We start from the raw sequence: 23,771 nt of genomic DNA, 5'->3' as shown, positions 1-23,771 counted from the left end.
CGCAGATGAAAAACAACAGGTAAACAAATCGGCGGGCATCCTGACTCAGAGATCCAACGATCTCATTACAGTTGCGGGACAGCGCCGGATTCGCACCGAACTTTCCCCCTTGCGTCTGATGTGTGTTTTTCATCAGAGCCGATCGATATACGGGAATATTACCACTATTTGGGATATTTGACAAAAAAGCGTCCGCCTATTGCTCAAACTCAATATTTTCATACAAATCGGCAAGCGAAATTTCCACAGGAATAGATGTTAAACTCAGCCGATCGCCCATACAGCTATATTCCGAAAAAATCCACTTATTCGCATCAGTTTTAGAATATTGCTCCACCTGTAGCCGATATTGGTCGATTAATAAATACTCCTGAAAACTAGGAATACTGCGATAGGCAGCAAACTTTTCATCACGGTCATAAGCTTTGGTACCTTTAGACAGCACCTCAGCAATTAGCAGCGGATTGGTAATTGTATCCGTCCGTCCAGATTGCAGCTCGATCGGGCGCGATACCACCATCACATCCGGGTAAGTATAATTATTAAGCTGCGGAACCCAAAGCCGCTGATCCGAACTAAAAGTCCGATATGGTTTCCCTTTTAATGCCAGTTTCAGCGCAACAACTAAATTAGTGGTAATTTCATTGTGATCCGGTGCGCCACCAGCCATCAGAACAATCTCCCCATTGATAAATTCATGCCGATCCTGAGAATTGATTTCCAATTCTAGATATTCCTCAGCCGTGTAGGTTTTGCTTTCAACTTGCGCGATCATACACAACGCTCTCCTTTAATCTACTCATTTCATTTTATCTTAAAAATTTAGCTAATTTAACAGAAAAGTAGATTTTAATCATGCTAAGAAACAGGCAAGATGCCTGTTCCACAAAGAGGGAATTTTCTGGTGGGGCGTGAGTTTGGCATCAAGAACAGGCTTTCCGGCCTGTTCCACAAAGATTGAATTTTCTTGTGGGGTGGGTATCTTGCCCGCCCGTGCGATCGCACTTAACAAAGTTACCGCAGCGGGACAAAGTTATAGCCAGTGCTTCCTCCTTGTTTAACTTGCACTAAAATCGGCTTACCAGCCCGATCGCCCGTGGGCAAAAACTTCACATCCTCGCTCGATCCTGCTGCCGAAAAACTCGCATTTCTGAGTGCTTGTTGCAACCCTTCCCGCGTATTGCTTTGCCGCAAGCCAGCGATGACAGCTTGAGTCGCATCAAAACTCGTTGCTGTTCGCCAATTCACAATGCCTCCCCAACGCTGACTGGCATTTTTAGGAAATGGATTGTTGGGATTAGCTTCAGGATGCCAGGGAACGGGCAAAACAAGCCCGTCAATGTCTTTTTGTCCGTCTTTTAAAGTTTGAAAGGTGTAGAGCGTAGTGCTGCCGTAGAGTGGCAATTTGCCTCGATTCATGCGAGCCAGAGAAATCGCACGGTCAATGCGATCGATGTGGGGCGCTACCATCAATCCTTGTGCACCTTTGCTGACAGCATCGGCCAGGGCACTTTCGGGATTAAAAGAGGGTAATGAAAAGTCGCAAACAGTAGGAACTAATTTGCCGCCAGCAGCAGTAAGAGATGCCACAAATTCATCTTTAAATGATATGTTATCCGGTGCTTGGGAGTCATAACAAACGGCAATATTAGTTGTGCGTTCTGTTTTAACTACATATTCTGCTAAGGGAGCAGCCATTAAACTAATATTGGGTACTGTCCGAAAGATGTAGCTGCCAAATCCTGATAGATTATTGGCAAAGCTCGTCGGTGTCACCATTACCAGTTTTTCTTGCTGATATATCGGAGCAGCTTCCAGAGATGCGTTGCTAGCATTGTGTCCAATTACTGCTAGTATACTTGCATCGTTTGTTAATGCTTTTGCAACATCTCTGACCACTTCGGGACTGTTGTCATCGTTTACAATTTCTACTTGCAGTTTTGCACCGTTGATGCCACCGCTATTATTGACTTCATCCTGAGCTTGGGCGACACCTCGGAGGATTTCTTGGGCGACATTGGGGTTACTACCAATGGGGACACTGACAGCAATTTTTAAGGGAGAACTATTGCTGGCTGTGGTCTTATTCAAATAAATAATGGCATTATTCAAATAAATAATGGTTTCGGGATCGTTGCGATTTTGTTGCAGCGAATCCTGAAAATTTTTGACGGCTGCTTGGTAATCTCCGTTGACAAAAGCTTTAACGCCTGCTTGTTTTGCTGCTGTTGTTTGGGATGTCACCAATAGCTGATTTCCCAAACTGATGCGATTGCCTATCGTTCCGGGTGCGCTCGTTGTCGATGTAGATGTAGATGTAGGTGTGTTTGAAGTTTTGGATTTCAATAAACCGGGAAGGAACTTGTATGCGCCAAACCCAATTAAGCCGATGGCAATAATAAAAACAATGGGCGGCGGGCTGCTTTTCTTGTTAGTATCTTGATACATAATTTTTTCTCGGTATTTTGATACTGTAATTATTCATTAAACTACTGTTCACGTCAATTCATATAATTCATTAATTAAGTTCATAAAAGTCATATTTGTAATAGCTGTTGCAGGAAGTGCGATCGCCATTATTCAAATCCGACCCGCTAAACTAACGAAAATACGAGAATTATCAACAATATTCCTGGAGGCGCGGGCGATCGGAAACCGGGTTTTTTCCGAAATACTTCGTTACAGCCCACAGATTCAGTAAAAACCCGGTTTCTTTAATTGTGATGCCTAAGTCCCGTTGATATTAACCGCCACCACCACCACCACCACCGCCACCACCGCCACCACCACCACCACCACCGCCACCACCGCCACCGCCACCACCGCCACCGCCACCGCCATCATTGTTATCCCTCAAGATTGGCATGACTTCTTCATACTTGTGACGGTAAGAGCAGTTTCGACAGTTGCAGGTAAATTCCTGCTTTCCCGCACTGGTATATGTAGGCTTCAACAAAACTTTATAAGTCCGTTTGAGCTTGAGTGTTTGGCACTCAGGGCAGCGTCGATTATTGATGTCCTCCTTAATGGAGATGCTGATGCAGAAGATAGTTGCTACAAGGCCGGGAAACACCACAAAGATTAGTACCCCAAAACTGCCGTCGTGGTCTTCCCCTTGCGAAGAAGATTGAGATTGATTGCCACTTTGTTGCCAACGAGGTTGAGGTACATTAAGAATTGGCTGGGGAAATGCGATCTGCACTTCTAATTCTTGCTGCGGTTGAACAGGCTGACTTGCCACAAATTCAAATGTTTTAGCATCTACTTTGCGAGGAATGGCTGGCGTACCAAAGTTCCTAAAAAACAGAACTTTACCTGACAAAGCTTCTGGTAATTTTACTCTAACTTTTGCGGCATTAATTGGGGCTTTGCGACCTGATGAAATGGCTTTCCAATAAACTTGAGTATCCTGACCATCTAGCTGCAATCCACCTACTACCCGATATTTGATAACAAAAATATGTGATTCTGGCGCTTTTAATTGATGTTGCCAGCGAATCCAAAGTTGATTGTTTTCAATCCCGCTCGTACTGGCGATTTTTTGATTATTTTCGGCAACTGTCACATCTTTGATTTCATCGACTTTGCCTAAAGGAATATAGCGATATCGTTCGGTGTTGTAGTCACCGGTGAACACATATTTTTGCGTTTCAGTGACTAACATATCTCCGTTAGTCTGAACGTCGATTAGGACGTTAATATTCTCCCAGTAGAAGGGTAGTTGTTGGGCGGCTGCATGAGTCACTGTTACCAACAATAGGCTTAATGAAGCCATTAACAAAAAAGCTATTTTTTTGAGTAGTCGTTTATTTATCATAGGATTTCCACAAGATAAGTGTTGACTACAATTATTCAACAGATTTCTTTGGAAGTAAATTCATGAAATTCATTAATTATGTTCATAAAAGTCATATATTAAGTCCGGCAGTCCGGTAGGGAATGAATTTGACTGGCTCCTAGACTCTGCCTGGGAACCGATTTCCAGAGGCTCTGCCTCGCGTGGCGAAGGGAAATTGGAGGCAGAGCCTCCGGTTCTGCCTTACCAGGCAGAGCCTGGGAACGAGTAATTTAATGTTGAAATAGCACGTTTAACAAAGTTAAAACTGTACACCCAAACAAAGCTTCAAATATATATCTTCGCGAAGGTTTATAAGGGTAAGAATTCCAAACTTGCAGTTTTCCATTAAAGCCGCGCGACGCTAAACTCAACGAAACTTGACGGTAGTTTTCCAAAGTTCGCTGAAGCAATTGCCCGATTAAAATACCTAAACTGTGCATTCCCAGCTTCCAAGTGCGGTAGCCACAACGCGAGTTTTGAGCAATCCAAAGTTCATCGGCGATCGCCAATAAGCTAAAAATAAACCGATACATTAGTAATAGCAGTTCCGTGACTAACTCTGGACAGCGTAATTGTCTGAGAATCTGCAAGATTTCGGTAAATGGAACCGTCAAGAGGATGAAATACATACAGCTTGTCGATGCGAAGGCGCGGGCAAATAGCAAGCTCACTTGGTATATTCCGGTGCGGCTCACATAGAGATAAAAAGTGCCGGTGCTAATCCCCCAACCTTGCCAAATATCCCACCCAATTGCTGGGATACGATCGCCCGCAACCGCACTCATCGCCAAAGCAGGCAAACTTGTCAGCAAAAACATCAACGGTAGCGACAGCAACCGCAAATACAGTTTCCCCGGAATACCCGCATAGACGACGATCCAGACGGCCAACCAAAGGGCGATCGACAATTGGACGATCGCCCCAGAAACGAGAGATAGAATTAAAAGGGCGATCGCAAACGATAACTTGTGAGTTGGCGGCAACCCGCGCAAGCGATTTGTATAAGCCAGACTGTCAATCTGATGGTTCATTCCGACGATTTATTATCAGACTGCTGCCGAGATTGCGATCGGCCTTTATACAACCCAATGACGTATCCAACTACGCCAGCCCCCATCGCCGCTTGAGACGCAAACAATAGACTGGCAATTTCTCCGCTAGCAGGCTCAAACAAATGATTGAACCAAGGTTTATAACCCGGTTGAATTTCGGTAATTGCTTTCTTAGCTTGGTCATCCGAACCGCCGTATTCACCCCGCACAAAAACGAGAGGAAATGCTGCCAGAACAATCACAGCGCCAGCCAACAGCCAATTTTGCCGCGAAGTAGATTGGTAATTTTTTGTAGGTTTTTGATTCACGGCTTATGACTCCTGTCTCAATAATTTCAAAGTTTCCAACTCCGGCTTCCCGTAAGAATGCAGCCAATTCCAGACCAATAGAGTCAGCAATCCCTCACTGATAGCCAGGGGTACTTGAGTGATAGCAAAGATGCCAACAAACTTGATAAACGAAGCCATAAAACCGCCACTGGCAGCCGGAAAAGCTAAGGCTAATTGAATCGAAGTCGTCACATAAGTCAGTAAATCTGCAAAAGCCGCCGCACAAAAAATTGCCGCCCGCTGGCTACCAGTTCGCAACAGCAATTGATAGATAAAATAGGCAGCGAAAGGGCCGACAATCGCCATCGAAAACATATTCGCTCCCAGCGTTGTCAACCCACCATGCGCTAACAGTAACGTTTGAAACAACAGGACTAAAGCCCCCAGTACAGCCATCACCGAAGGGCCGAACAAAATTGCCCCCAAACCCGTACCCGTCGGGTGAGAACAACTGCCCGTTACCGAGGGAATTTTTAAAGCAGAAAGCACAAAAGTAAACGCACCCGCCAAAGCAAGCAATAGTTTAAGTTCCGGGTGTTCTTTTGTAATGCGAGTAATCGATCGCAACCCAAAGGCAAAAAAAGGCAACGCCACAATCCACCAAAATGCAGCCCATTGCACCGGCAAAAAACCTTCCGAAATGTGCATAGCTGCGGCGGGCGTTGCCGAACCCAGGACAATATAACAACTCAAGCCAGCCATCAATCCCAAGCTGACCAATTTCCGATTTCTGGTCTTCACGCTGAACCTCGCAGATGAGACTATGTAAATTAACACATCGGCGGGCATCCTGACTCAGAAAGCGACATGACTCTCATTACAGTTGCGGGACAGCGCCGGACTTGCACCGAACTTTCCCCGTTTCCTCTAACGGCTGCTCCCCATTAGAACCGACTCGTTAGACATAGTTTAGTCGATCGTGTAAGTCTCAGCAAATCTTTTACAAAAATTACTTCAGATTAACTAAGTCAAAATTACCTATCATCTTCTCTTCTCTTCCTTCGCGTCTTCGCGGTTCGTTCAATAAATACTATCGCTCAACAAATCAACGGTATAATATTAGTGAGTTTTGAGGAAAGCCGCAATGTTACAGTACAACTTGCCGAGGAACTTGCCCTCCGCCGATGAACTACCAGACTCGGATGAAACGCCTGTGGATAACGAACTGCAAGAGCTAATACCAGGGTTGTTAAAAGCAATATTGCTCCTACTTTGGTCAGAACGCATGGACTGGTTTTTTGGCATAGATATGGGTATTTATCATCACCCTGACGAACCGCCCATTGTCCCAGATGCTTTCTTAAGTTTAGGAGTAGAACGATTTTACGACGAAGAATTGCGCCCCAGTTACGTGCTGTGGGATGAAAATGTCATGCCACTTTTCGTGCTAGAAGTTGTTTCCCCAACTTATCGCAAGGAATACAGCACAAAATTGGAGACTTATCAAGCTTTAGGCGTACTTTATTACGTCATTTATTCTTCCCGCCGCCGTCGTAAACCTCATTTGGAAGTACACAAGTTAGTCAATGGGAAGTACGAGTTACAGTCAGGAAATCCAGTTTGGATGCCAGAGATTAGTTTGGGGATTGGTTGTGAAAGGGGAAGTTATTCTGGGGTGACAAGGGAGTGGTTGTATTGGTACGATGCCGATGGAAAACGTTATCTGACTCCTGAAGAACAGGTGAAAGAATCAGCGCAGCGCGCTCAACAGGAATCGCAGCGCGCCGAGCGACTAGCTCAGCGATTGCGAGAGTTGGGGATAGATCCTGATAATTTGAGCTGATGGCAATCAAGAGTACCAGACTGACCGACTCTAGACGCTCAGAAACCGGGTTTTGCAACCGAGATCGATCGTCCTCAACGAAAGATTTTCAGGAAAAAACCCGGTTGCTGCATCCAGGAATGTGTGAATATTTATCGCAAAAATCAGGAAAGAGCGAGCTAGAGTTTGGAAAAACAGAGAGTTTGACGGCAAACATTGAGATGCAGCTCCAAAAAATTAAAATCAACAGAGGTTATTAAATAATGGTCATGGATCTGCGTTCTTACGATATCATCTGTTTTGGTGATGAAGTTCCAGGAGTTCTAGCTGTTATCTCTGCCTCCAGAGAATATCTGCGCCGAACAAAGCGTTATCCGCGAATTCTACTGATGTCGAAAGCAAGTTTGCAAGAAGGAATTGGCGGACATTTGGTAAGAGGCGGTCTTGCTTATTTAGATAGAAGTCAGATTAGTGAAGAACTTCAACAATCTTTAAAGTTAGATACCTTTGGTTCACCTGCGACAATCTATAAAGAATTTTTACAAAAATCCGGTGTTAAGGCAATTGCACTGGACCCCCGCAAAGCCAGTGCAGCGCTGAAAGAAATGCTGGTACAAGCTGGGGCAGATCTCCTCAGCAAAGTAGAAATTAAATTAGTTACTAAAGAAGGTCAAAAAATTGCCAGTATAACCACCTCTCAAGGCGTAGTTTATGCCGGCAAGCAATTTATTGATGCCACTGTCAATGCCGAATTAGCTCAAGCGGCCGGTGTAAGAAAGCTGAAGGGATTTGAAACATTGGGTCTGCCTAACTCAGAACTTCCAGTCACCCTCGTTTTTGAAACCCAAGGACTCAGTGCAAGAGCACTGAAAGAATTCGATTATATTTATCTAAAACGCTTCACAAACCGGGCCGATGCAGAGAGTCAAAAATTTTTGCTTTACGCAGCCGACAAGGATGCCAAACTAGCAGAAGAACTCCGGCGGGAAATGATCGACACCCAAGGAAATCTCAAAACTCTGTGGGCGGGTAACGACTACATCGATGTACGCTCGCCGGCTCTGTCTGTAGCTTACCACTCCTTTAGAGGAATAAAACTATCTTTTTCTGAAAGCGGCACAATTTTAGATGAGGGAAATATAGCCATACTTCCAAATGATAGACTTTCGTGGAATGCACTTTTATTTGCCGTCACCGCCAGCGAAGCCGAAGCCTTAGCTAGAAGCGGGAGCAAGCCCACAGCTAATATGCAAAGAGAGATGTTATTTGTTACAACTTGGCTGAGGAGTTTGGGCGCTACTTCTGTTACTTATGCCTCAGAACTTTATATCAGACACGTCGGCAATGTGACGGGAGTTGTAGAACCTTTAACTGGCGCCCAAATGCTCTTAGGTGGCGTACCTGCTAATGAGGCACTGGCAACATTTAGCTATCATTTTGATGTACGGGGAGGCATCCGGGGTATTCGCGATAAAGCCAAAGGTCTAGGATGGTTTAAAACTCTGAGTTTTAAACACCCTATCTTTAATATTGGCATCCGCCACGCATTAATTAAAAACGTTCCTAACCTGGCAGTGGTCAGTCCCTGTTCTGGATTTGAAGGGTTTGCTTGTTCTGTCGGCAGAATTGTGGAATTCAACGCTGCAGTTGGTCAAGGTGTGGGTATCGCTGCGGTTAATGCCATTCTAAATAACAAAAATCTAGCCGATGTATCTAACCGAGAAGTGAGACAAGTTCTCGCCCAAACAGGTCAGTTACCTAAAATTTTTGGAACTCCAAATAATGGTGAGGCAATGTTATTGGCGCAATTCGAGACTCTTGCCAGTTCGGATGCTATTGCGTAATATAAATTCCGGTTGCAGTCCTCATGATTGTTGACTGTTGACTGTTGACTGTTGACTAAAATTATGGTTTCGCGACAGCGGACTGTTTGAACCTTTGAAAAATACCGATACAACCGGAAACGATATAATAGCAATTTCAATAAACAATGCAGTAGTAAATTGGGCAGGTGGAAAGAAAATCAAGCCACAAGTTTTTAGCAAAAAATGAGTGAAATTGCTATTAGTATTATGCTACCTCGAACGACAACCATCACGTTGGTTTGTAGTGAGGACTTTAATCCTCATAAAATTCTGAGCACTTCCGTCGTCACTACAAACCTATAACGGTGATTTTACCGGAAATTATATAATACCTCGATCGCCTGCACCGAATTATTGTGCTGCGCGGCACTAACCGGTTAAACAACTATTCAACTTGAGACTTAACTTGATGTTTCCAGCTTGGTTTCGCGCACAAACAAGAAAAGCGGGAAAGCACATGAAAACGAAACAAGCACACCCAGAAGTACGTACAGCCCTACAAAACTTATATCCAATCGTTTTGACTCAGCGTACATCCAAGTGCTTCCTGCTACAGTTGCGATAAACAAATCTAAACTTACAGATTTCGCAGCAAGATTAGCCGAACTCTCGTTTACAAAGTCGAGCAAGCCAGCATGGCTAAAAAACTGCAAGTTATAGTACCAAGGCAGCACAAGCCCCAGAATTGCTAGGAGGAGATAAATGATTCGCTTAACGCTCATAATTACCCTACCTGTTCGTTGCTCAACTGTATTAGCCTACTCGCTAACAACCAATCCCTACTTCTTCTGCGGGCACTTCGGATGAATCCCCCCCTGCAAACAAATGTAAGCAATTTGACTTTTATCTAAATTCTTAGCCTCAGCAAAATCAACTCCTTGGAATCGACCAGATTTACTACCAGTCTGATTTTGAATAAATTGATCCGAAGCTGTTTTACCCTGAAACACAGCGCCTTTAAAATTCGCTCCCGCTAAATTCGCGCCCCTAAAATCAACCGAACTCACCTCCGCATTCCGAAAATTCGCATCTTGCAACCGAGCATCTTTGAAATTCACGTTAGCGAGTTTAGTAGAAGTCAAATCTGCCTTTTGTAAGTTTGCGCCAGTCAAATCAGCACCGGACAAATCAGCACCTTGCCATTCCGATTTAGACAGATTTGTCAAGGACAACTGAGCGCCTTGAGCCTTCACTTTGCCCAAACGCGCACCCGATAAATCCGCTCCCGACAAATTCGCGCTTCCTATATCTGCCCCGGTAAAACTTGCATTTTTTAACAGTGCTTCCTGTAAATTGGCTCCAATTAAAATAGCACTGCTGAAATTAGCTGCATTCAAATTGCCGTTTGACAAATTAGCTTTGTTCATGACAGCGCGCACAAAAGTAGTCCGGTTCATTACAGCACTGTTCAAAGACGCCCCGACCAAATTTACTCCTTCCAAATTAGCGCCGCTTAAGTCAGAAATCCAATCGTCAAATGTACCCGGACGCCTGTCTTCGCCGGTGCCGTAAAAGCGAGCTCCCTGCAAGCTGGCATTGGTTAAATTGGCATTTTTCAGTTTAATTCCCGACAAGTCAACTTTGTTTAAAACTAAAGTAAACTGAGACGGGCCGGCAGGACTTTGAGCTAAATCCGTGCGGCTCAGATCCGCGCCGTTGAGTTGGCTGCTATACACTGTGAGAATTTTGCCGATCGCCCTTTGTACTGTTCGCTGGCGGGCGGCCGCTAACTCGCGTTCGGGGGCCTTGCCGCCAAACCGCAGGGAATCGAGGTCGTTGCTGAGGGCCTGATTCAACCGCTGCAACTCAGGCAAAGCTTTCGGCCCGCTACTGACTAAAGCTTGCTGGATCGCGTCCAGCATGGCGCGGTTGTCTTCTTGAGCGAGCAAATCGGCTAGCAGCGGTACGGCGCGGGAGTCTTCCACCGCCCCCAAAGCCAAAATAGCCGATCGCCTGCCCGATGCCCCGCTAGCCGATGCGGGAGACAATTTGCTGACTAAAGCCACAAATAATTCGTCGTTCCGCTGCCGGGAATCCCGCATATTTGCTTGACTTTGAGTGTAGATGAGAGTGCCGACAAACAAAGTTAAAATCAATCCGGCGCTGCCGACGGTAACTATCACTAAAGTTGTGCCTGGGTGTTGGCGCATCCAATTCCACAAACTGGCATTTGCTTTCAGGCCGCTTTGCGGAGTCACAACCAAAGCCGCAATCTGCGCGTCTTCCTCAGTCCAATCTTGAGTCTTGACAGGATCGGCAGACATTTGATTCGATCGAGCGTTGACCACCAAAGTATTCGCGAGGCGATCGTGTCCGGATTGGCGTTTGTAGCGCAATGCCAAAGCGCCGTCTGCGAGCACTGCCAAGCCGCTCAGCCCCCCTAAAATCAGCAAATCTGGAAACGCACCGCTCAAGCGCCAAATGCCGTAAGCGACGCCCAGAGGCACTCCCCAGCGCCCTAAAGTTTCGCGAATTAGCACTGGCCCAAAACCCGGAGGAGTACCCGACGCTGTGACAACTTTGACCCCGAACCAGCGTTTGGGCATAGTTTGACCGGTTCTGGCGAGCAAAAACAGTTGCCACCCCGCTAAAACTGCAGGTGCCAGCAGCGCCCCTGACCAGAATAGATTAGTTAGGGGTGCGACTCTGGGGCTGCGATCGCGCACGGGTATGCCCAAGGTACGGGCGACGGTTTCGGATGCTGCTGCTACTGAGGAATTGAGCGGTACGGTTTGAGATTCCTGGTTGACCAATGCCCCGATACTGAAGGGAACGAGGGCGCTGGCCGCTATTAACGAAATTTCCACTGCCCAAGCGCCACACCGGCGAACCAGTAGTGGCATTTGCTTGGATTGTGTTTGCCAAGACGGATCGGGTTGATTGATGCCGCTGGGCGCGGTGGGGTTAGCCATATTTAGAAATTCCTATTATTTGTCGTTAGTATTTGAGGACTGGGGGGAAATTGCCAATTTATACGCTATGTAGATTAGCACTCCGAGAACGGCAAGAGTCATCAGCGCTGAAATTAGCTGTACGACGCTATTGAAGACTGTCAGGACAATTATCGCTCCGACGGCAAAGGCTGCCACCTGCCCGGGTTTGGGGAGTCTTTGAAACTTGTCTAGTAATTGATTGTAGAAGGTTCCGACGGCTTGATAGCTGTCTGAATTTTGTGTGATCAGTGGCGATCGTTCTACTTTAGCTTTTAGTTCTCCGAACGCTTGCTGCCAATTGAAGTTATTTTGAGGATTCATAAAAAAATTCGGAAGTTATTTTAGATTAATGTGTTTGGAACCGCCATTATCCCCTACCGTCAAAGAACTAGAACCAAATGTCATTGTGTGAGGAAATATGAAGATCAATTATCCGGGCGATCGCGGCCAACTGTGGTTTAGCCCGATTGTGACCCTAGCCTTGGCAATGATTTTAGCGGATGCCGGTGCCCTTCGGAGCCAACCGCTACAAATTGCTCCGGGATTTCCCGAACCGCTGCGAGTTTCTGGAGTTTCCGGCGGCCCGAACAATAGTGGCGACTGCGGTTTTGTCTCCCAAGGACCGAACCACGTCATCGAAGTAACGCAGGATTTGCCTTACTGGCGGATTGCAGTACAAACCGCTGGAGCTCCGAGTTTGATGATTCAGGGGCCGAGGGGGCGTTTCTGCGTGCTGCCGGCGAATGCTGCTGCGGGCAATGTAGAATTTTCCGGTTATGGGGACAAGGGGACTTATGTTATTTTTGTGGGCGATCGATCTCAAGGTCAACACCCTTACTCTCTCTCTATTTCCCAAAAGCGCAATTAAAAATACAACGGAATTAGGAGGCTGGCTGTGAGAAAATGGCTTTTTTGCGATCGTAAATAAGCTGGAATTCTGACCGCCAGTGCGGGAAATAGGGATTTCCTATCAATTTTGTATTTGGTCTTTAACCCACTTGCGAAACAATCTGAGAGTTTGACTCGTGCCCACTGTTTGGCTTTGTTCGCAATATTGAGAAATAGCTTCAATAATTGGCAGATTGGGAAAAGTCGGACTAATTTCCGCTTCAACATATTTCCCATCTTGAAGCACATTAATCAGAAGCTTTTTATTTTGATATCGCCAGATTTCAGGTACTCCCAAAGCTTCGCAAGCATCGAGTTGAGTTTTGGAAGTTAGATCGACTTCAATTGCTAAGTCAGGCGGCGGATCGACAGTTAAGTCAATCCGCTTTTTACCAATCATTAGAGCATAATTCTGAATGTAAAAACATTCATCAGGTTCAATTCCTTGTAACATACTTTTTCGCTTGAAATTCGTCGAACCAAATGGTTCAAAGTCGATTTCTAGTTCCTCAAACAAAATTTTTACTAAATAACCAATAATGATTTTAGCTTTCTCATGTTCTGGTAGTGGCATCCTAATCTCCAAAGTTCCTTGACTGTAAGCTATTCTAGAGCCACGGTGTTCTCCCAACTCTTCTAAAATTGCTTCAAATTCCTGCCCGTTGACATCATCTAACAGCACTCTATGTCCAGGTGGTACAATGATTTGTCTTAATTGCAGCGTTACCATTTCAACCTCCGATTTATTTAAGCTTATTATAAGCAGTCCGTACTGATAATTGGTAATTTGTAATTATTGGTAATTAGAAACAAAAAATAACAACCAACAAATAACAACTAACCAATAACAAATAACTATTAAACTATTTTCTGCTGTTTATAAAGTTCCTTAAACTTGCGCTGCTGCTCGTTGTGATCTACGATTGGAGACGGATAATGAAGAAGTCGGCGTTCTAAAGGCGAAATATTTCCTGTTAGCAAAAGTTTCGTATCAATGCGGCGTAATTCGGGAACCCAGTGCCGAATATATTCCCCTTCTGGGTCAAATTTTTGAGCTTGACTGGCGGGATTGAATATTCGCAAAGGTTTCGGGTCCATACCGCTCGATGCACTCCACTGCCAGCCGCCGTTGTTAGCAGAAAGGTCGCCATCTATCAATTTTTGCATGAAGTATTTTTCGCCCCACTGCCAGTTAATAATTAAATCTTTGGTGAGGAAACTGGCGACTATCATGCGGCAGCGATTGTGCATCCAACCTGTCTGATTTAACTGCCGCATTGCCGCGTCAATAATAGGATAGCCAGTTTTGCCCCGACACCAAGCTTGAAAAAGCTTTTCATCGTTCTCCCACGGAAAGTCTTTGAATGCTTGACGGTAGGGGCCGTCTGCTAATTCTGGGAAGTTATACATGGCGTGTTGGTAAAATTCCCGCCACGCTATTTCCTGTTGCCAAGTCCTGATGCTTGTGCACGCTTCTTCACTGCGGCAAGTTTCCATTACTATCTGGGTAGCTTGCCAAACAGTGCGGATGCCAATTGCACCAAATTTGAGGGCGGCGCTGAGTTGGGATGTGCCGTTAGTTGCGGGGAAATTGCGCTGTTCTTGATATTGGTAAATTGCCCGATCGCAAAATTCTTCTAATTTTTGTTGCGCTGCATCTTCTCCGGGTTCTATTACTAATGGGTTTTCCCAAATAAATCCCAAGCTAGAGGCTGTTGGCACTGTTTCCATTGCACCTGCTTGGTTGGCAATTGCTTGTTCTTCGGCGGTTAATCCGGTCATTAATTCCAGATAAGTTATCGGCAGTGTCTCTACTGGTTGGGCTTTGGATTTACTGTTCCATTTTTTCCAAAATGGTGTATAAACTGTGTAGGGAGTCCCTGTACCGCTGCGAATTTCGTCTGGGGCGTGCAGGACTTGATCCCAGAAATTTTGAACTTGAATTCCGGCTTGTTGGAGGGCGTTTGATACGGCCCGATCGCGCTGTTTTGCGTAAGGTTCTACATCCCAGTTCCAAAATACTGCTTGAGCATTTATAGCTGTTGCTAATCTGGGTATTCCTATAATCGGGTCATCTTGAATTATCAGTAATTGGCTGCCTGCTTCCCTGTAACGCGAGGAGAGTTTTTGCAAGCAGCCGATCATGTACGTGACTCTGGCTGGCGCTACGTCATCGCGATTTAGGATATTGCGGTCGAGACAAAAAATCCCGACTACTTTCGGGCTTTGCTGGCGCGCTGCTGCCAGTCCGATGTTGTCAGAAATACGCAAGTCGCGGCGGTGCCAAAATAAAATTAGATCGGACATTCGATTTTAGATTTTAGATTTTAGATTTTAGATTTTACAGTCCTGGACACAGGCGGGGTCAAAAACCCGGTTTCTAAGTTAAGATTTATCGGTTTGATGCACGATTCTTATAAGAAACCGGGTTTTTTAGTCAGTCCTATTTACATCAAAAAGGGACGTGCCAAGAAAAAGCTAGAAATTGATTTTGCATCAATGGGTTCCCCAGCTAAGATAGCTTTTTCTAATTCTTCCGGGGTGAATAAAACTGTTTCAATGTCTTCATCATCGTCTTGTGCGGGCGGCTTTTCCAGTTTTTCCAAATCTTGGGCTAAAAAAGCATAAATGATTTCGTCGGAATAACCGGGGGCGAGAAAAAATTGCCCTAATTTCCGCCATTTTCCGGCGCGATATCCGGTTTCTTCTTCGATTTCGCGTTTGATAGTTTCGGCGGGGCTTTCATTGATTTCAACTGTCCCGGCGGGAAATTCTAAAATTCGCCCTTTTGTGGCAAAGCGATATTGGCGTACCAAGACGAGTTTACCTTCGGGGGTGACGGGAACTGCAAGTGCTCCGCCGGGGTGACGAATACATTCCCACTCGCCTTCGGAACCGTTGGGAAGACGGAGGGTGGCTACGTCAAAGTTAAATTTGCGCCCTTGGTAAAATAGGCGTTGTTTGAGGAGTTGGGGTAGTTCTTGACCGATCGACATAAGCGACAAGCGAATAATGTTTGATGGCAGCGATTTAAGACATCATAGGCGATCTCATAGGATTTTAGATTTTAGATTGTAGATTTTAGATGGGGAATGACTGATAACGATCGCTGTTTGGAGCTTACCTACGGTTGCATTTTTTTTTACTGGTACGATCCGCGAATTTTGCTCAATTTTTACAAGGGCAATTTTTGCACTCCGGAACAGTCTGCTGTTTGCAGGAGTTGGACGATCGCACTGTGCGTCACCGGATGCACCCAATCCGGGGCAATTTCTGCTAAAGGTACTAATACAAAAGCTCTTTCGGTCATCCGGGGATGAGGTAAAGTCAGTGTCGGAGTTTCTAAGATTAAATCGTCATACAGTAGCAAATCTAGGTCGAGGGTTCTTGGCCCCCATTTTTCTCGGCGAATCCGATTAAATTTTATCTCGATTTCTAATAATTTTGCTAGCAAGTGTTCGGGTTCTAGTGCCACTTCTAGGATGGCGCAGGCGTTGATGTAATCGGGTTGCGGCGGCCCAACGGGGGCGGTTTGATACCAGCTTGAATGAGATTTTACGGCTATTCCTGGGGTGTTGTTGAGGGTTGCGATCGCCCTAGAGAGTGTGGCGAGGGAGTCGCCTAAGTTGCTACCGAGGGCGATCGCACATTTGGTTGATTTCATAAAAAAGGAAGAAGGTTCGGCAACGAGCACTGTACAAGATGTAACGGATGTCAGTCCGATGGAAGAGAGAAGAAGGAAGAGAGAAGAAGGAAGAGGGGAGAGGGAAAAAGCAAGAATAAAGAAAGATTTAGTTATCTAGCCTACCAGCCCTATTGTCGGCAAAATCCGATTATACAAAATATTATTTTAATCACAACTTAATAAGGTGTTAATTTTTATTGATTATGATTTACAAGTGTCAGCATTTAGTTGTAAAAAAAATGAGTTTGCACCGACACTTATTTTCAGCCTGGATTTTGGCAACGGTCATTTTTACCGCAAATATATCAGTATCTTTAGCAGAAACTAAGGAAAGCCATTTTACCCTAGATTCGGACGGCAGTCAATCTTTTGCAAGTTTAGTGCAGCAGGCGGAAGATTTAGCGAAAGAGTCGATCGCCCGGGAGTTTCAAGAAAATCCGGCATTAACAGAAGTTACAGTCATCATTACAGCCGATCGCAGCCGACAAAGAGTTCCTGTTTTGCGATCGAGAGTATCCCGCCACGACTGGCAGAAAGATGCGAGAATCGAACAGTGGACTAGATATTTTGCCGATGCTCAATTGCTGCTGGGATTCAGAGACGGCAATACTTTGCCCGCAAATTCTGGGTCTTCGCAAGCGATCGATGTACCTGCAGCCAGTCGAGCGACATCCAGACAAAACGATCCGGGTTTTCGAGATGATTGAGATATTAATAATTGGACACGGGTAGAGGGTATTTGTCACAAACATCCAATAACAAATAACCAGTAACAAAGATATTTAACTTGTTATTAACCCAAATACAAGGTACTGTTAATTAACCTTCAGGTTAACTCCTCTTAATTGAACAGTGATAGAGTTTCATACGGAATCATCTGAGGATGTTGGTTTGAAAAGGAATTTATGTCTAAAATAACTCGCCGACAACTGTTAATTTTCTTCGGCAGCAGTGCAGCTACCACTGTGCTTGCCCCTCAACTAACTCAAACACTCTTCGGCATCAATTCCACCTCGGCGGAATCTGTTATGGGGCCGCTATCTTTCACTCCGTTAAGACTTCCCCACCCGCTGCCGATTTATCGAGAACTGCCCAGCTTTATGCCGACGGGCTTAAACGGACAGGGAACCGTGATGGCGGCCTCGCAGAATACTAAATTAACGAGTTACAGCGTTGTTGACGATGTGGTTGTGCCGCCGGAATACGAACGTTACGTGATTCTCCGCTGGGGCGATGGAGTTTTTCCCAATCCAACCGACTATTTCGGCTACAACTGCGACTACACCGCCTTCCTACCCCTTCGCGGCAGCAATGACGACGGCTATCTCTGGGTTAACCACGAGTACGTATCCTTCCCGATGTCGAAAGTGGCACCGGAAGCGCCTGCAGATGTGGCATCATTTCCAGCAACGGATCGCGCCGTACTCGGTAAAGACTTATCCGTAAAAAATCGCGATAGCTTCGGCGAATTTCTGTACAATCTCGGCGGTTCGATCGTCCGCATCACCAAACAAGCCAACGGACGCTTTGGGGCGATCGCCCGCGATCCACTCAACCGACGCATTCACGGACTTTCCGGCCTCGCAATCAACAGCCAGCGTGCCGACAAATACAAAGATGTCACCTCTTGGGGAAGCAGACAAGGGGATAACGAGTACCTCACGGGTACGGGCCCTGCAGCCACCCAAGTCTTCGCGGAAGTCAACAGCGACGGACTCGGCAACCGCATCATCGGTACAGCCTACAACTGTTCCGGTGGCACAACCCCTTGGGGCACAATCCTCTCCGCCGAAGAAAACTTCCAAGGTAGCGAACTATTCTTCGTGGGAGTTCAGGAAAACGTCAAACCCAACGGCGGCCAAACGGGCTACGCCAAGGGCACTACGGGCGAGGAATTCGGCTTAGTCGGCGAAAAATACGGCTGGATGGTAGAAGTCGATCCTCAAGATCCGAGTTTCCGCCCCCGCAAACACACGGCTTTAGGCCGCTTCCGCCACGAAAACGTCGCGATTCGCGCCGAAGCAGGCCGCAGATTAGTAGTGTACATGGGGGACGATCGGCGCGGCGGACACACCTGGAAATTTGTCAGCAACGGTACTGTCACCAATCCTGCAGATAAAAACAACAGCCGCTTGTTTGAAGACGGCGTTTTGTACGTTGCCCAATACAACCGCAACGGTACTGGAAGATGGCTGCCACTGACATTTAATGCCCAGACGAATCCGGTGCGTCCTTCTAAAGTTGGCGAAGCGGAATTAGCAAGTTTTGGCAAAGCTCAAAGAGATGCAAATACTCGCTTGCCAAAACGCGCCGGAATTGCTGGTCAAACCGAAGACGGCGGTTCTTTTGTAGTAGATACAACCAATGAAGAAATAGCACTTCCTGGCTATAGCAATAAAACTCTTGCTAATTTTTACAGCAGCCAAGGTGCGGTTTTAGTTGATGCTTTCTTAGCTGCTAATTTAATAGGTGGCACTCCGACGGCGCGACCGGAAGATTTGGAAATCAATCCTACTACTAAGGAAGTTTTTATTGCTTATACTGACGGCGCACCGGGAAGCGACGGTTATCCGGATTCTCGCATTTTTACTGTTGCTAAATACACTGCCGGACTCAATAGCACTCAGCAGTCGGGAGGACTTTACAAAATAATTGAAGACAGTCCCGATGGGGCAGGTTTGACGTTCCGCTGGCAGCGTTTGGCTCAAGGTGGAGAAGCGGGTTCGGTAGCTGGGGCGGGATTTGCTAGTGCAGACAATTTGGCTTTTGACACTCAAGGTAACATTTGGGCCGTCACTGATATGTCTACTAGCACCCATAACGGTTTTGATGTCGGTGCGGCTGGAAAGCCAACGGCGATCGACCACAACAAGACTGGAAATGTGTCAGATTTTACTGGAGTTTTCGGCAACAATTGGCTGTTTTATATCCCGACTTCTGGGCCTAATGCAGGAACAGTAATTCCGTTTGCTTACGGCCCGAATCGGTGCGAAATGACGGGGCCGACTTTTGTGGGAGATACGCTATTGCTTTCGGTGCAGCATCCGGGGGAAGATTGCCCGATCGATGATGGTACTGTACTGAGTCGGCAAATTGAAATGTTGGATTTGAACGGTGCTGTTTTCAATCAGACTCGCAGTGTGTCTCGCGGCAGTTTGTGGCCGAGTAATATTGAGAACGATCGGCGCCGTTCGCCGATGCCGTCGGTGATTGGGATTCGCCGCGTGCGATCGACTCCAACGGGTGAGTTTGTTTAAATCTCACATCTTGCACCATTCTCAAGAACAGGCAAGATGCCTGTTGCACAAAGAGTGAATTTTCTTGTGGAACAAGCCGGAAAGCCTGTTCCTAAAAAGCTTATTGAGAATGGTGCAACATCTAAGTTTAAATAGGACTTACGCATCCGGGCCCAGAAACCTAGTTTTTACGAATCTGGAGTAAGATTGAATGAACCGCGAGGCACGCGGACGCGAAGAAAGAGAAGGAAGAAGATACTGTTCTTTATTCGCGCTCTTCTCGTCTTCGCCGTTCGTTCAAATAATTTTAAAAAGCCCTAGGAAAATTAATATCAAATCCCTTGAGCGCGAAATTTTTAAGAAAATTGTACTTGGCGATATAAGTCGGCGATCGCAATTTCTAGATTCACAGATTCAAGTTGCAAGGAATCGCCCAAACCATACTCGGAGAGAACTCATTGCCCTGGTCTATCGCGCCGAAACATCCGGAAGTGCTGTAATTCATTATCTCAAGTTCTTGGATGTCCCTGTTCCCACCTGATTCATACCTGAATTCAGCAACATCAATATGTGGTATTCGGAACATTATTCTATTATAAGTCTTGTCTGAGCTTCACAGATTTTAAGTAGGATTCCGCTACGTCTAAAAACGGTTTTATCTAAGATCGTAAGTATTGCCAACCCTAATTTTGGCAACTAATTTTTGTTAGTTAAAGGAATAGCGATCGCGAATTCCGTTCCCTTTCCTGGTTCGGAAACGCATTCGATTTTTCCGCCGTGTCTCTCTACTATAATTTGGTAAGTTATTGATAAGCCGATTCCCGTACCTTTGCCTACTTGTTTAGTAGTATAAAATGGATCGAATATTTTCCGTTGGACTTCTTCTTTCATTCCAGATCCATTATCTGAAATCCGAATTTCGGCCATTTTGCCCTCAATTTTAGTAGCAATCTGAATCGTCGGAATAAAATATATATCCTTAGAATTCGGCAACGACAGCTTCTCTTCCAAAGTATCGATCGCGTTGTTAATTAAATTCATAAAAGCCTGGTTTAATTGTCCTGCATAACACTCGATCGCTGGTAAATCTCCATATTCTTTCACAATTTTAATTTCCGAGTGATGCGAGTTAGCTTTTAAGCGATTTTGCAAAATTAATAGCGTACTATCAATGCCTTCATGGAGATTTACTTTTTTGCGATCTGACTCATCTAAACGCGAAAAATTACGTAATGACAGGACGATCTGCTGGATGCGTTCGGTTCCAACTTTCATCGAATTGATAGTTTTTGGTAAGTCTTTAACTAAAAATTCTAAGTCTATATTATCAGCTTCTCTTTTAATTTCTTTGGCTGGTTCGGGATAGTATTTTTGATACAAATCCAACAAACGAATTAAATCAGCTACATACTCGCTGGAATAACTAATATTACCGTGGATAAAGTTTACTGGATTATTAATTTCATGCGCGACACCTGCTACCATCTGACCTAAACTCGACATTTTTTCAGCTTGAATCATCATTGTTTGAGTACGTCGTAGTTCCTCCAAAAGAGATTCTAACTGTAAAGCTCTTTCTCTTAGTTTTGCTGGCGTACTTACCAAAACAAATATTGCACCTCCAGCTAATATAGCACTGAAAATAGCAGCTATCCACAACCATTTAAAAATAGGTGAGTTCTCAATCCAGCCATCTTTTGGAATAGCTGCTAACTGCCATGAGCCATTAGGTAAAGTTACTTCTAAAGTAACAGGCGATCGCTGGAAAACCTTAGCATCTCCAAAAAATACTTCTCCCGCAGCGCCTAATCCATCTTTCCCCCGAATCGCATATTTAAGCTTGGCAGATGAGTCTAATAGTCCCGCTTCTTTTAATAAAATATTCCAATCAATACCAATGCTTACCATTCCCCAATAGCGACCGCTTTCAGGAGGTTTGCCGACAGGAGTCAGAAAAATTGGGGTACGAGTAATCAAAGCCATATTACCCTGTTCGATTAATTTAACTGGCCCCGAAACTACAGTGTTTCTAGTATCAATTGCTCTTTGAAATGGCTTTTTTTCTTCTGGTATTTTCAGGGGTGCAAATCCTAAAGCACCTTCTTGACCTGCTAAAGGATAAAGATGGGTTGCAATTGAATTTTTGAACAATGCAGCGCTAGGAATACCGGGTTGCTTGGCTAAGGTAACTCTAGTCAAATTTTCAAACTCTGCTTGGCTAATATTTGGATTGCTTACTGAAATATAAGCTACCAAACCTTGCATTACAAATAATCGCTGGTTTAAAGAACCTTCAAGCTTAGCTCTCACCGTGCTAAGTTGGTCTAGTACAGCAACGCGGTTTTCCTGCTGGAAATGTTCGTTTTCTAAACGAATGAATAGCTCGGCGATCGCTAAAACGAGCGTCGCTGTTAAAAAGGCTGCTAGATAGGGTAAGTACCTGATTTTCACGTTCTTATTATATTAGAGCTAATTTGTAAACAAAAGATTAAGCAGACAGCCTGCGGGTCATCAAACGGATGAGCGACCCGTAAATCATCGCTTCACTGGTCTGGGTTTATAGTTCATAGTCCTTACTCAAGTGTCGAAACTGATTGAGCCAGCCAAAAGTACGCTCGACAATCCAGCGCTTAGGCAAAATCTCAAATTCCTTTGATGTCCGCTCAATCACCTCCACTCGTACCCCACTCTATCGTTGCTACCGAAAAAAATTCCCCCAAAGTTTCCGACTCTGGCTTTAGATCGGGAAATAGAGATATTTCGATTTTGCCATGACTCAACATAGAGAGACTGGCCACAGCTCCTCTGACCTGTTCCGGCTTGACTTCCAGATACCTTTGCAACAGCTCTAAATTCCTGTGTCCGCTCACTTCCTGCACGATTCTTAAGGGGATGCGAGCATTCGACATCTGGGTAAGGGCAGTCCTGCGGAAGCTGTGAGAACTGGCTCCCTCGATGCCAACTCGCTTAAAAGCCTGTCGCAAGATTAAGCCGGCCGCGTCGCTGGTGATGTGTCCCAAGCGAGTGTTACAGCACTTCCGGATGTTATGAGGTACAGTAGCAGCAATTAGTAAACCAGTTCTTGAGATGTTTCGGGTTAATTAAATCAAGAGCCAGATCAACTGGGGGGGTGACAACCCGCCCCAAACCCATAGTTAGTAAGGATTGAGCCAACTTGTGGTAAAAAAAGATAGGCAGCAGAATTGTTACACGCTTGCCTATCCCAAAAAATAATGGTAATTGCTCAACTAGGGGAAAAAAGGGAGCCATGAAGAGAGAGGGCTTTTTGAATAGCTTGATAAGCAGTTAAGCCCTGCCTTTTACCAGTATTGACAACTGAACGAACCGCTGCAAATAAATCTCTACCCCATTCCGAACGAAAGCAATTAGTCACGCGACGAAATATCACGCTCATCCGAATCGCTTGTTCGCTCGAATTATTTGTGGGTGGAATTGTCACATCTTCCAGAAATAAAAACAAATTATCCATCAACTCGCCATAGCGTTTTCGTAACCGGACACCATCCGGCTGATATGGGGCTAAACTCAAAATTCTGGTTAATCTTTCTCGTAAATTGCTGCGATATCTCTCCAGCTTTGTCTCGTCCATCCTGTCGCGTCGTCGATGGATGACAAAGGCCCTTAATAATAACCTCTTCATCGCTGGGGCAAAAATCTTGTCTCCTGCATCAATCGCATATTGGCAATCCCGTAGTTGATGGGCTAAACACACCTGCCATTGTGCTGCTGGGTGATTTTTTTGAGCGCTAAAAAGATCTGATACCCACAGTTGCGGGCGATGTTCCCCGAGAACTTCACTAATTACTCCAGCCCCTCGACTGGGACGGATGACATGCAGGCAAATATCTTGGTTCTGAAACACCCACTCCCATTGGTTTTGTCCGTTTACTCTGGCACTGGTTTCATCCGAGCAAATTAATTTTGCCTGTCGCAAACGTTGTAGTATTTGATTTACTTGCTCATCTAAACTGGTTTTGACGGTACTCAAAAGATTGGCGATCGCTCCTTCGGATATCTTGAGTCCAAAAACTTCCGCTAAGATTCCCGACAGCCGTTCGTAGCTGATCGCATGAGTGTAGCGCAGATATGTGACTAAGCTTTGAATTGAACTGCCAAATGGTGAACCTGGTTCCATTCCAGCAGGTACTGGGGCAAGATACTC

Annotated in this window: 21 protein-coding genes, 1 pseudogene and 2 riboswitches; of the genes and pseudogenes, 5 read left to right on the top strand and 17 right to left on the bottom strand. The window is 45.4% G+C overall.

Features of this window, described 5'->3' with window-relative positions; translation table 11 throughout:
• Window positions 1-13: 13 nt before the first annotated feature.
• Window positions 14-158: riboswitch (cobalamin riboswitch) on the bottom strand.
• A 38-nt stretch (window positions 159-196) separates the two neighbouring features.
• From QUA33_RS05215 to QUA33_RS05190, 6 genes are all read right to left on the bottom strand, one after another.
• Window positions 197-775, bottom strand: a complete 579-nt coding sequence (locus QUA33_RS05215) for a Uma2 family endonuclease (protein WP_333147043.1) — start codon at window positions 773-775, stop codon at window positions 197-199.
• Window positions 776-1,014: 239 nt separating this feature from the next.
• Entirely contained in the window at window positions 1,015-2,448 is a 1,434-nt protein-coding gene (locus tag QUA33_RS05210) for an ABC transporter substrate-binding protein (RefSeq protein ID WP_333147041.1), read from the bottom strand.
• Window positions 2,449-2,743: 295 nt separating this feature from the next.
• Window positions 2,744-3,817, bottom strand: coding sequence for a DUF2207 domain-containing protein (locus QUA33_RS05205; RefSeq protein ID WP_333147039.1), 1,074 nt, complete (start codon window positions 3,815-3,817; stop codon window positions 2,744-2,746).
• Window positions 3,818-4,068: 251 nt separating this feature from the next.
• Entirely contained in the window at window positions 4,069-4,869 is an 801-nt protein-coding gene (gene cbiQ / locus QUA33_RS05200; RefSeq protein WP_333147037.1) for a cobalt ECF transporter T component CbiQ, read from the bottom strand.
• The gene (locus QUA33_RS05195) at window positions 4,866-5,198 is read right to left on the bottom strand and encodes an energy-coupling factor ABC transporter substrate-binding protein (protein WP_333037829.1); all 333 of its coding nucleotides are present in this window, start codon (window positions 5,196-5,198) and stop codon (window positions 4,866-4,868) included. The genes cbiQ and QUA33_RS05195 overlap by 4 nt, the downstream gene beginning before the upstream one ends.
• Before the next feature lie 3 nt (window positions 5,199-5,201).
• Window positions 5,202-5,921 carry an energy-coupling factor ABC transporter permease gene (locus tag QUA33_RS05190; protein WP_333147165.1) on the bottom strand — a complete coding sequence of 240 codons (720 nt, stop codon included), beginning with the start codon at window positions 5,919-5,921 and terminating at the stop codon, window positions 5,202-5,204.
• A 61-nt stretch (window positions 5,922-5,982) separates the two neighbouring features.
• Window positions 5,983-6,129, bottom strand: a riboswitch (cobalamin riboswitch).
• A gap of 174 nt (window positions 6,130-6,303) precedes the next feature.
• Here QUA33_RS05190 and QUA33_RS05185 point away from each other — a divergent pair.
• On the top strand, window positions 6,304-7,002 hold the full coding sequence (locus QUA33_RS05185; protein WP_333147036.1) for a Uma2 family endonuclease: 699 nt from the start codon (window positions 6,304-6,306) through the stop codon (window positions 7,000-7,002).
• A 248-nt stretch (window positions 7,003-7,250) separates the two neighbouring features.
• Window positions 7,251-8,825, top strand: a complete 1,575-nt coding sequence (locus tag QUA33_RS05180) for an FAD-dependent oxidoreductase (RefSeq protein ID WP_333147034.1) — start codon at window positions 7,251-7,253, stop codon at window positions 8,823-8,825.
• A gap of 422 nt (window positions 8,826-9,247) precedes the next feature.
• Here QUA33_RS05180 and QUA33_RS05175 read toward each other — a convergent pair whose 3' ends face one another.
• Genes QUA33_RS05175 through QUA33_RS05165 form a run of 3 tightly spaced genes read right to left on the bottom strand, consistent with a single transcriptional unit; the run spans window position 9,248 to window position 12,100 of the window.
• On the bottom strand, window positions 9,248-9,568 hold the full coding sequence (locus tag QUA33_RS05175; RefSeq protein WP_333147032.1) for a DUF2834 domain-containing protein: 321 nt from the start codon (window positions 9,566-9,568) through the stop codon (window positions 9,248-9,250).
• Between the two features lie 57 nt (window positions 9,569-9,625).
• Complete coding sequence (locus QUA33_RS05170) at window positions 9,626-11,758, bottom strand: pentapeptide repeat-containing protein (RefSeq protein ID WP_333147030.1); 2,133 nt, start codon at window positions 11,756-11,758, stop codon at window positions 9,626-9,628.
• Window positions 11,759-11,773: 15 nt separating this feature from the next.
• Complete coding sequence (locus tag QUA33_RS05165) at window positions 11,774-12,100, bottom strand: hypothetical protein (RefSeq protein WP_333077325.1); 327 nt, start codon at window positions 12,098-12,100, stop codon at window positions 11,774-11,776.
• Window positions 12,101-12,197: 97 nt separating this feature from the next.
• Here QUA33_RS05165 and QUA33_RS05160 point away from each other — a divergent pair, with 97 nt between their 5' ends.
• Window positions 12,198-12,647, top strand: coding sequence for a hypothetical protein (locus QUA33_RS05160; protein ID WP_333147028.1), 450 nt, complete (start codon window positions 12,198-12,200; stop codon window positions 12,645-12,647).
• A 102-nt stretch (window positions 12,648-12,749) separates the two neighbouring features.
• On the opposite strand, the gene QUA33_RS05155 is transcribed toward QUA33_RS05160, so the two are convergent.
• The 4 genes from QUA33_RS05155 to folK all read right to left on the bottom strand — a co-directional run bounded on the left by QUA33_RS05155 (window position 12,750) and on the right by folK (window position 16,331).
• Window positions 12,750-13,397: a Uma2 family endonuclease gene (locus QUA33_RS05155; protein ID WP_333147026.1), complete on the bottom strand. Its 648-nt coding sequence runs from the start codon at window positions 13,395-13,397 to the stop codon at window positions 12,750-12,752.
• A gap of 128 nt (window positions 13,398-13,525) precedes the next feature.
• Entirely contained in the window at window positions 13,526-14,974 is a 1,449-nt protein-coding gene (locus QUA33_RS05150; protein WP_333147024.1) for an FAD-binding domain-containing protein, read from the bottom strand.
• A 140-nt stretch (window positions 14,975-15,114) separates the two neighbouring features.
• Complete coding sequence (locus QUA33_RS05145) at window positions 15,115-15,663, bottom strand: NUDIX hydrolase (protein ID WP_333095344.1); 549 nt, start codon at window positions 15,661-15,663, stop codon at window positions 15,115-15,117.
• A 179-nt stretch (window positions 15,664-15,842) separates the two neighbouring features.
• A complete protein-coding gene (gene folK, locus QUA33_RS05140) occupies window positions 15,843-16,331 on the bottom strand; it encodes a 2-amino-4-hydroxy-6-hydroxymethyldihydropteridine diphosphokinase (RefSeq protein WP_333147022.1) in 489 nt (162 codons plus the stop codon).
• A gap of 260 nt (window positions 16,332-16,591) precedes the next feature.
• Here folK and QUA33_RS05135 point away from each other — a divergent pair, with 260 nt between their 5' ends.
• Window positions 16,592-17,059, top strand: coding sequence for a hypothetical protein (locus QUA33_RS05135; RefSeq protein WP_333147020.1), 468 nt, complete (start codon window positions 16,592-16,594; stop codon window positions 17,057-17,059).
• 198 nt (window positions 17,060-17,257) lie between these two features.
• Entirely contained in the window at window positions 17,258-19,609 is a 2,352-nt protein-coding gene (locus tag QUA33_RS05130) for a PhoX family phosphatase (RefSeq protein ID WP_333147019.1), read from the top strand.
• Window positions 19,610-20,284: 675 nt separating this feature from the next.
• On the opposite strand, the gene QUA33_RS05125 is transcribed toward QUA33_RS05130, so the two are convergent.
• The 4 genes and pseudogenes from QUA33_RS05125 to tnpC form a co-directional block, all read right to left on the bottom strand.
• On the bottom strand, window positions 20,285-22,039 hold the full coding sequence (locus QUA33_RS05125; RefSeq protein ID WP_333147017.1) for an ATP-binding protein: 1,755 nt from the start codon (window positions 22,037-22,039) through the stop codon (window positions 20,285-20,287).
• 37 nt (window positions 22,040-22,076) lie between these two features.
• A pseudogene (locus QUA33_RS05120) lies at window positions 22,077-22,265 on the bottom strand (transposase); the annotation flags it as partial.
• Window positions 22,252-22,608: a tyrosine-type recombinase/integrase gene (locus tag QUA33_RS05115; protein ID WP_333147015.1), complete on the bottom strand. Its 357-nt coding sequence runs from the start codon at window positions 22,606-22,608 to the stop codon at window positions 22,252-22,254. The gene QUA33_RS05115 and the pseudogene QUA33_RS05120, both read right to left, overlap by 14 nt.
• A gap of 224 nt (window positions 22,609-22,832) precedes the next feature.
• Window positions 22,833-23,771, bottom strand: a 939-nt coding sequence (gene tnpC, locus QUA33_RS05110; RefSeq protein WP_333147013.1) for an IS66 family transposase, incomplete at its 5' end; no start/stop codon positions are given.

Source organism: Microcoleus sp. Pol14D4 (assembly GCF_036701245.1).
Classification (GTDB): domain Bacteria; phylum Cyanobacteriota; class Cyanobacteriia; order Cyanobacteriales; family Microcoleaceae; genus Microcoleus.
Note: the sequence above shows the minus strand (reverse complement) of the source record. Positions and strands in the feature narration are given on the sequence as shown.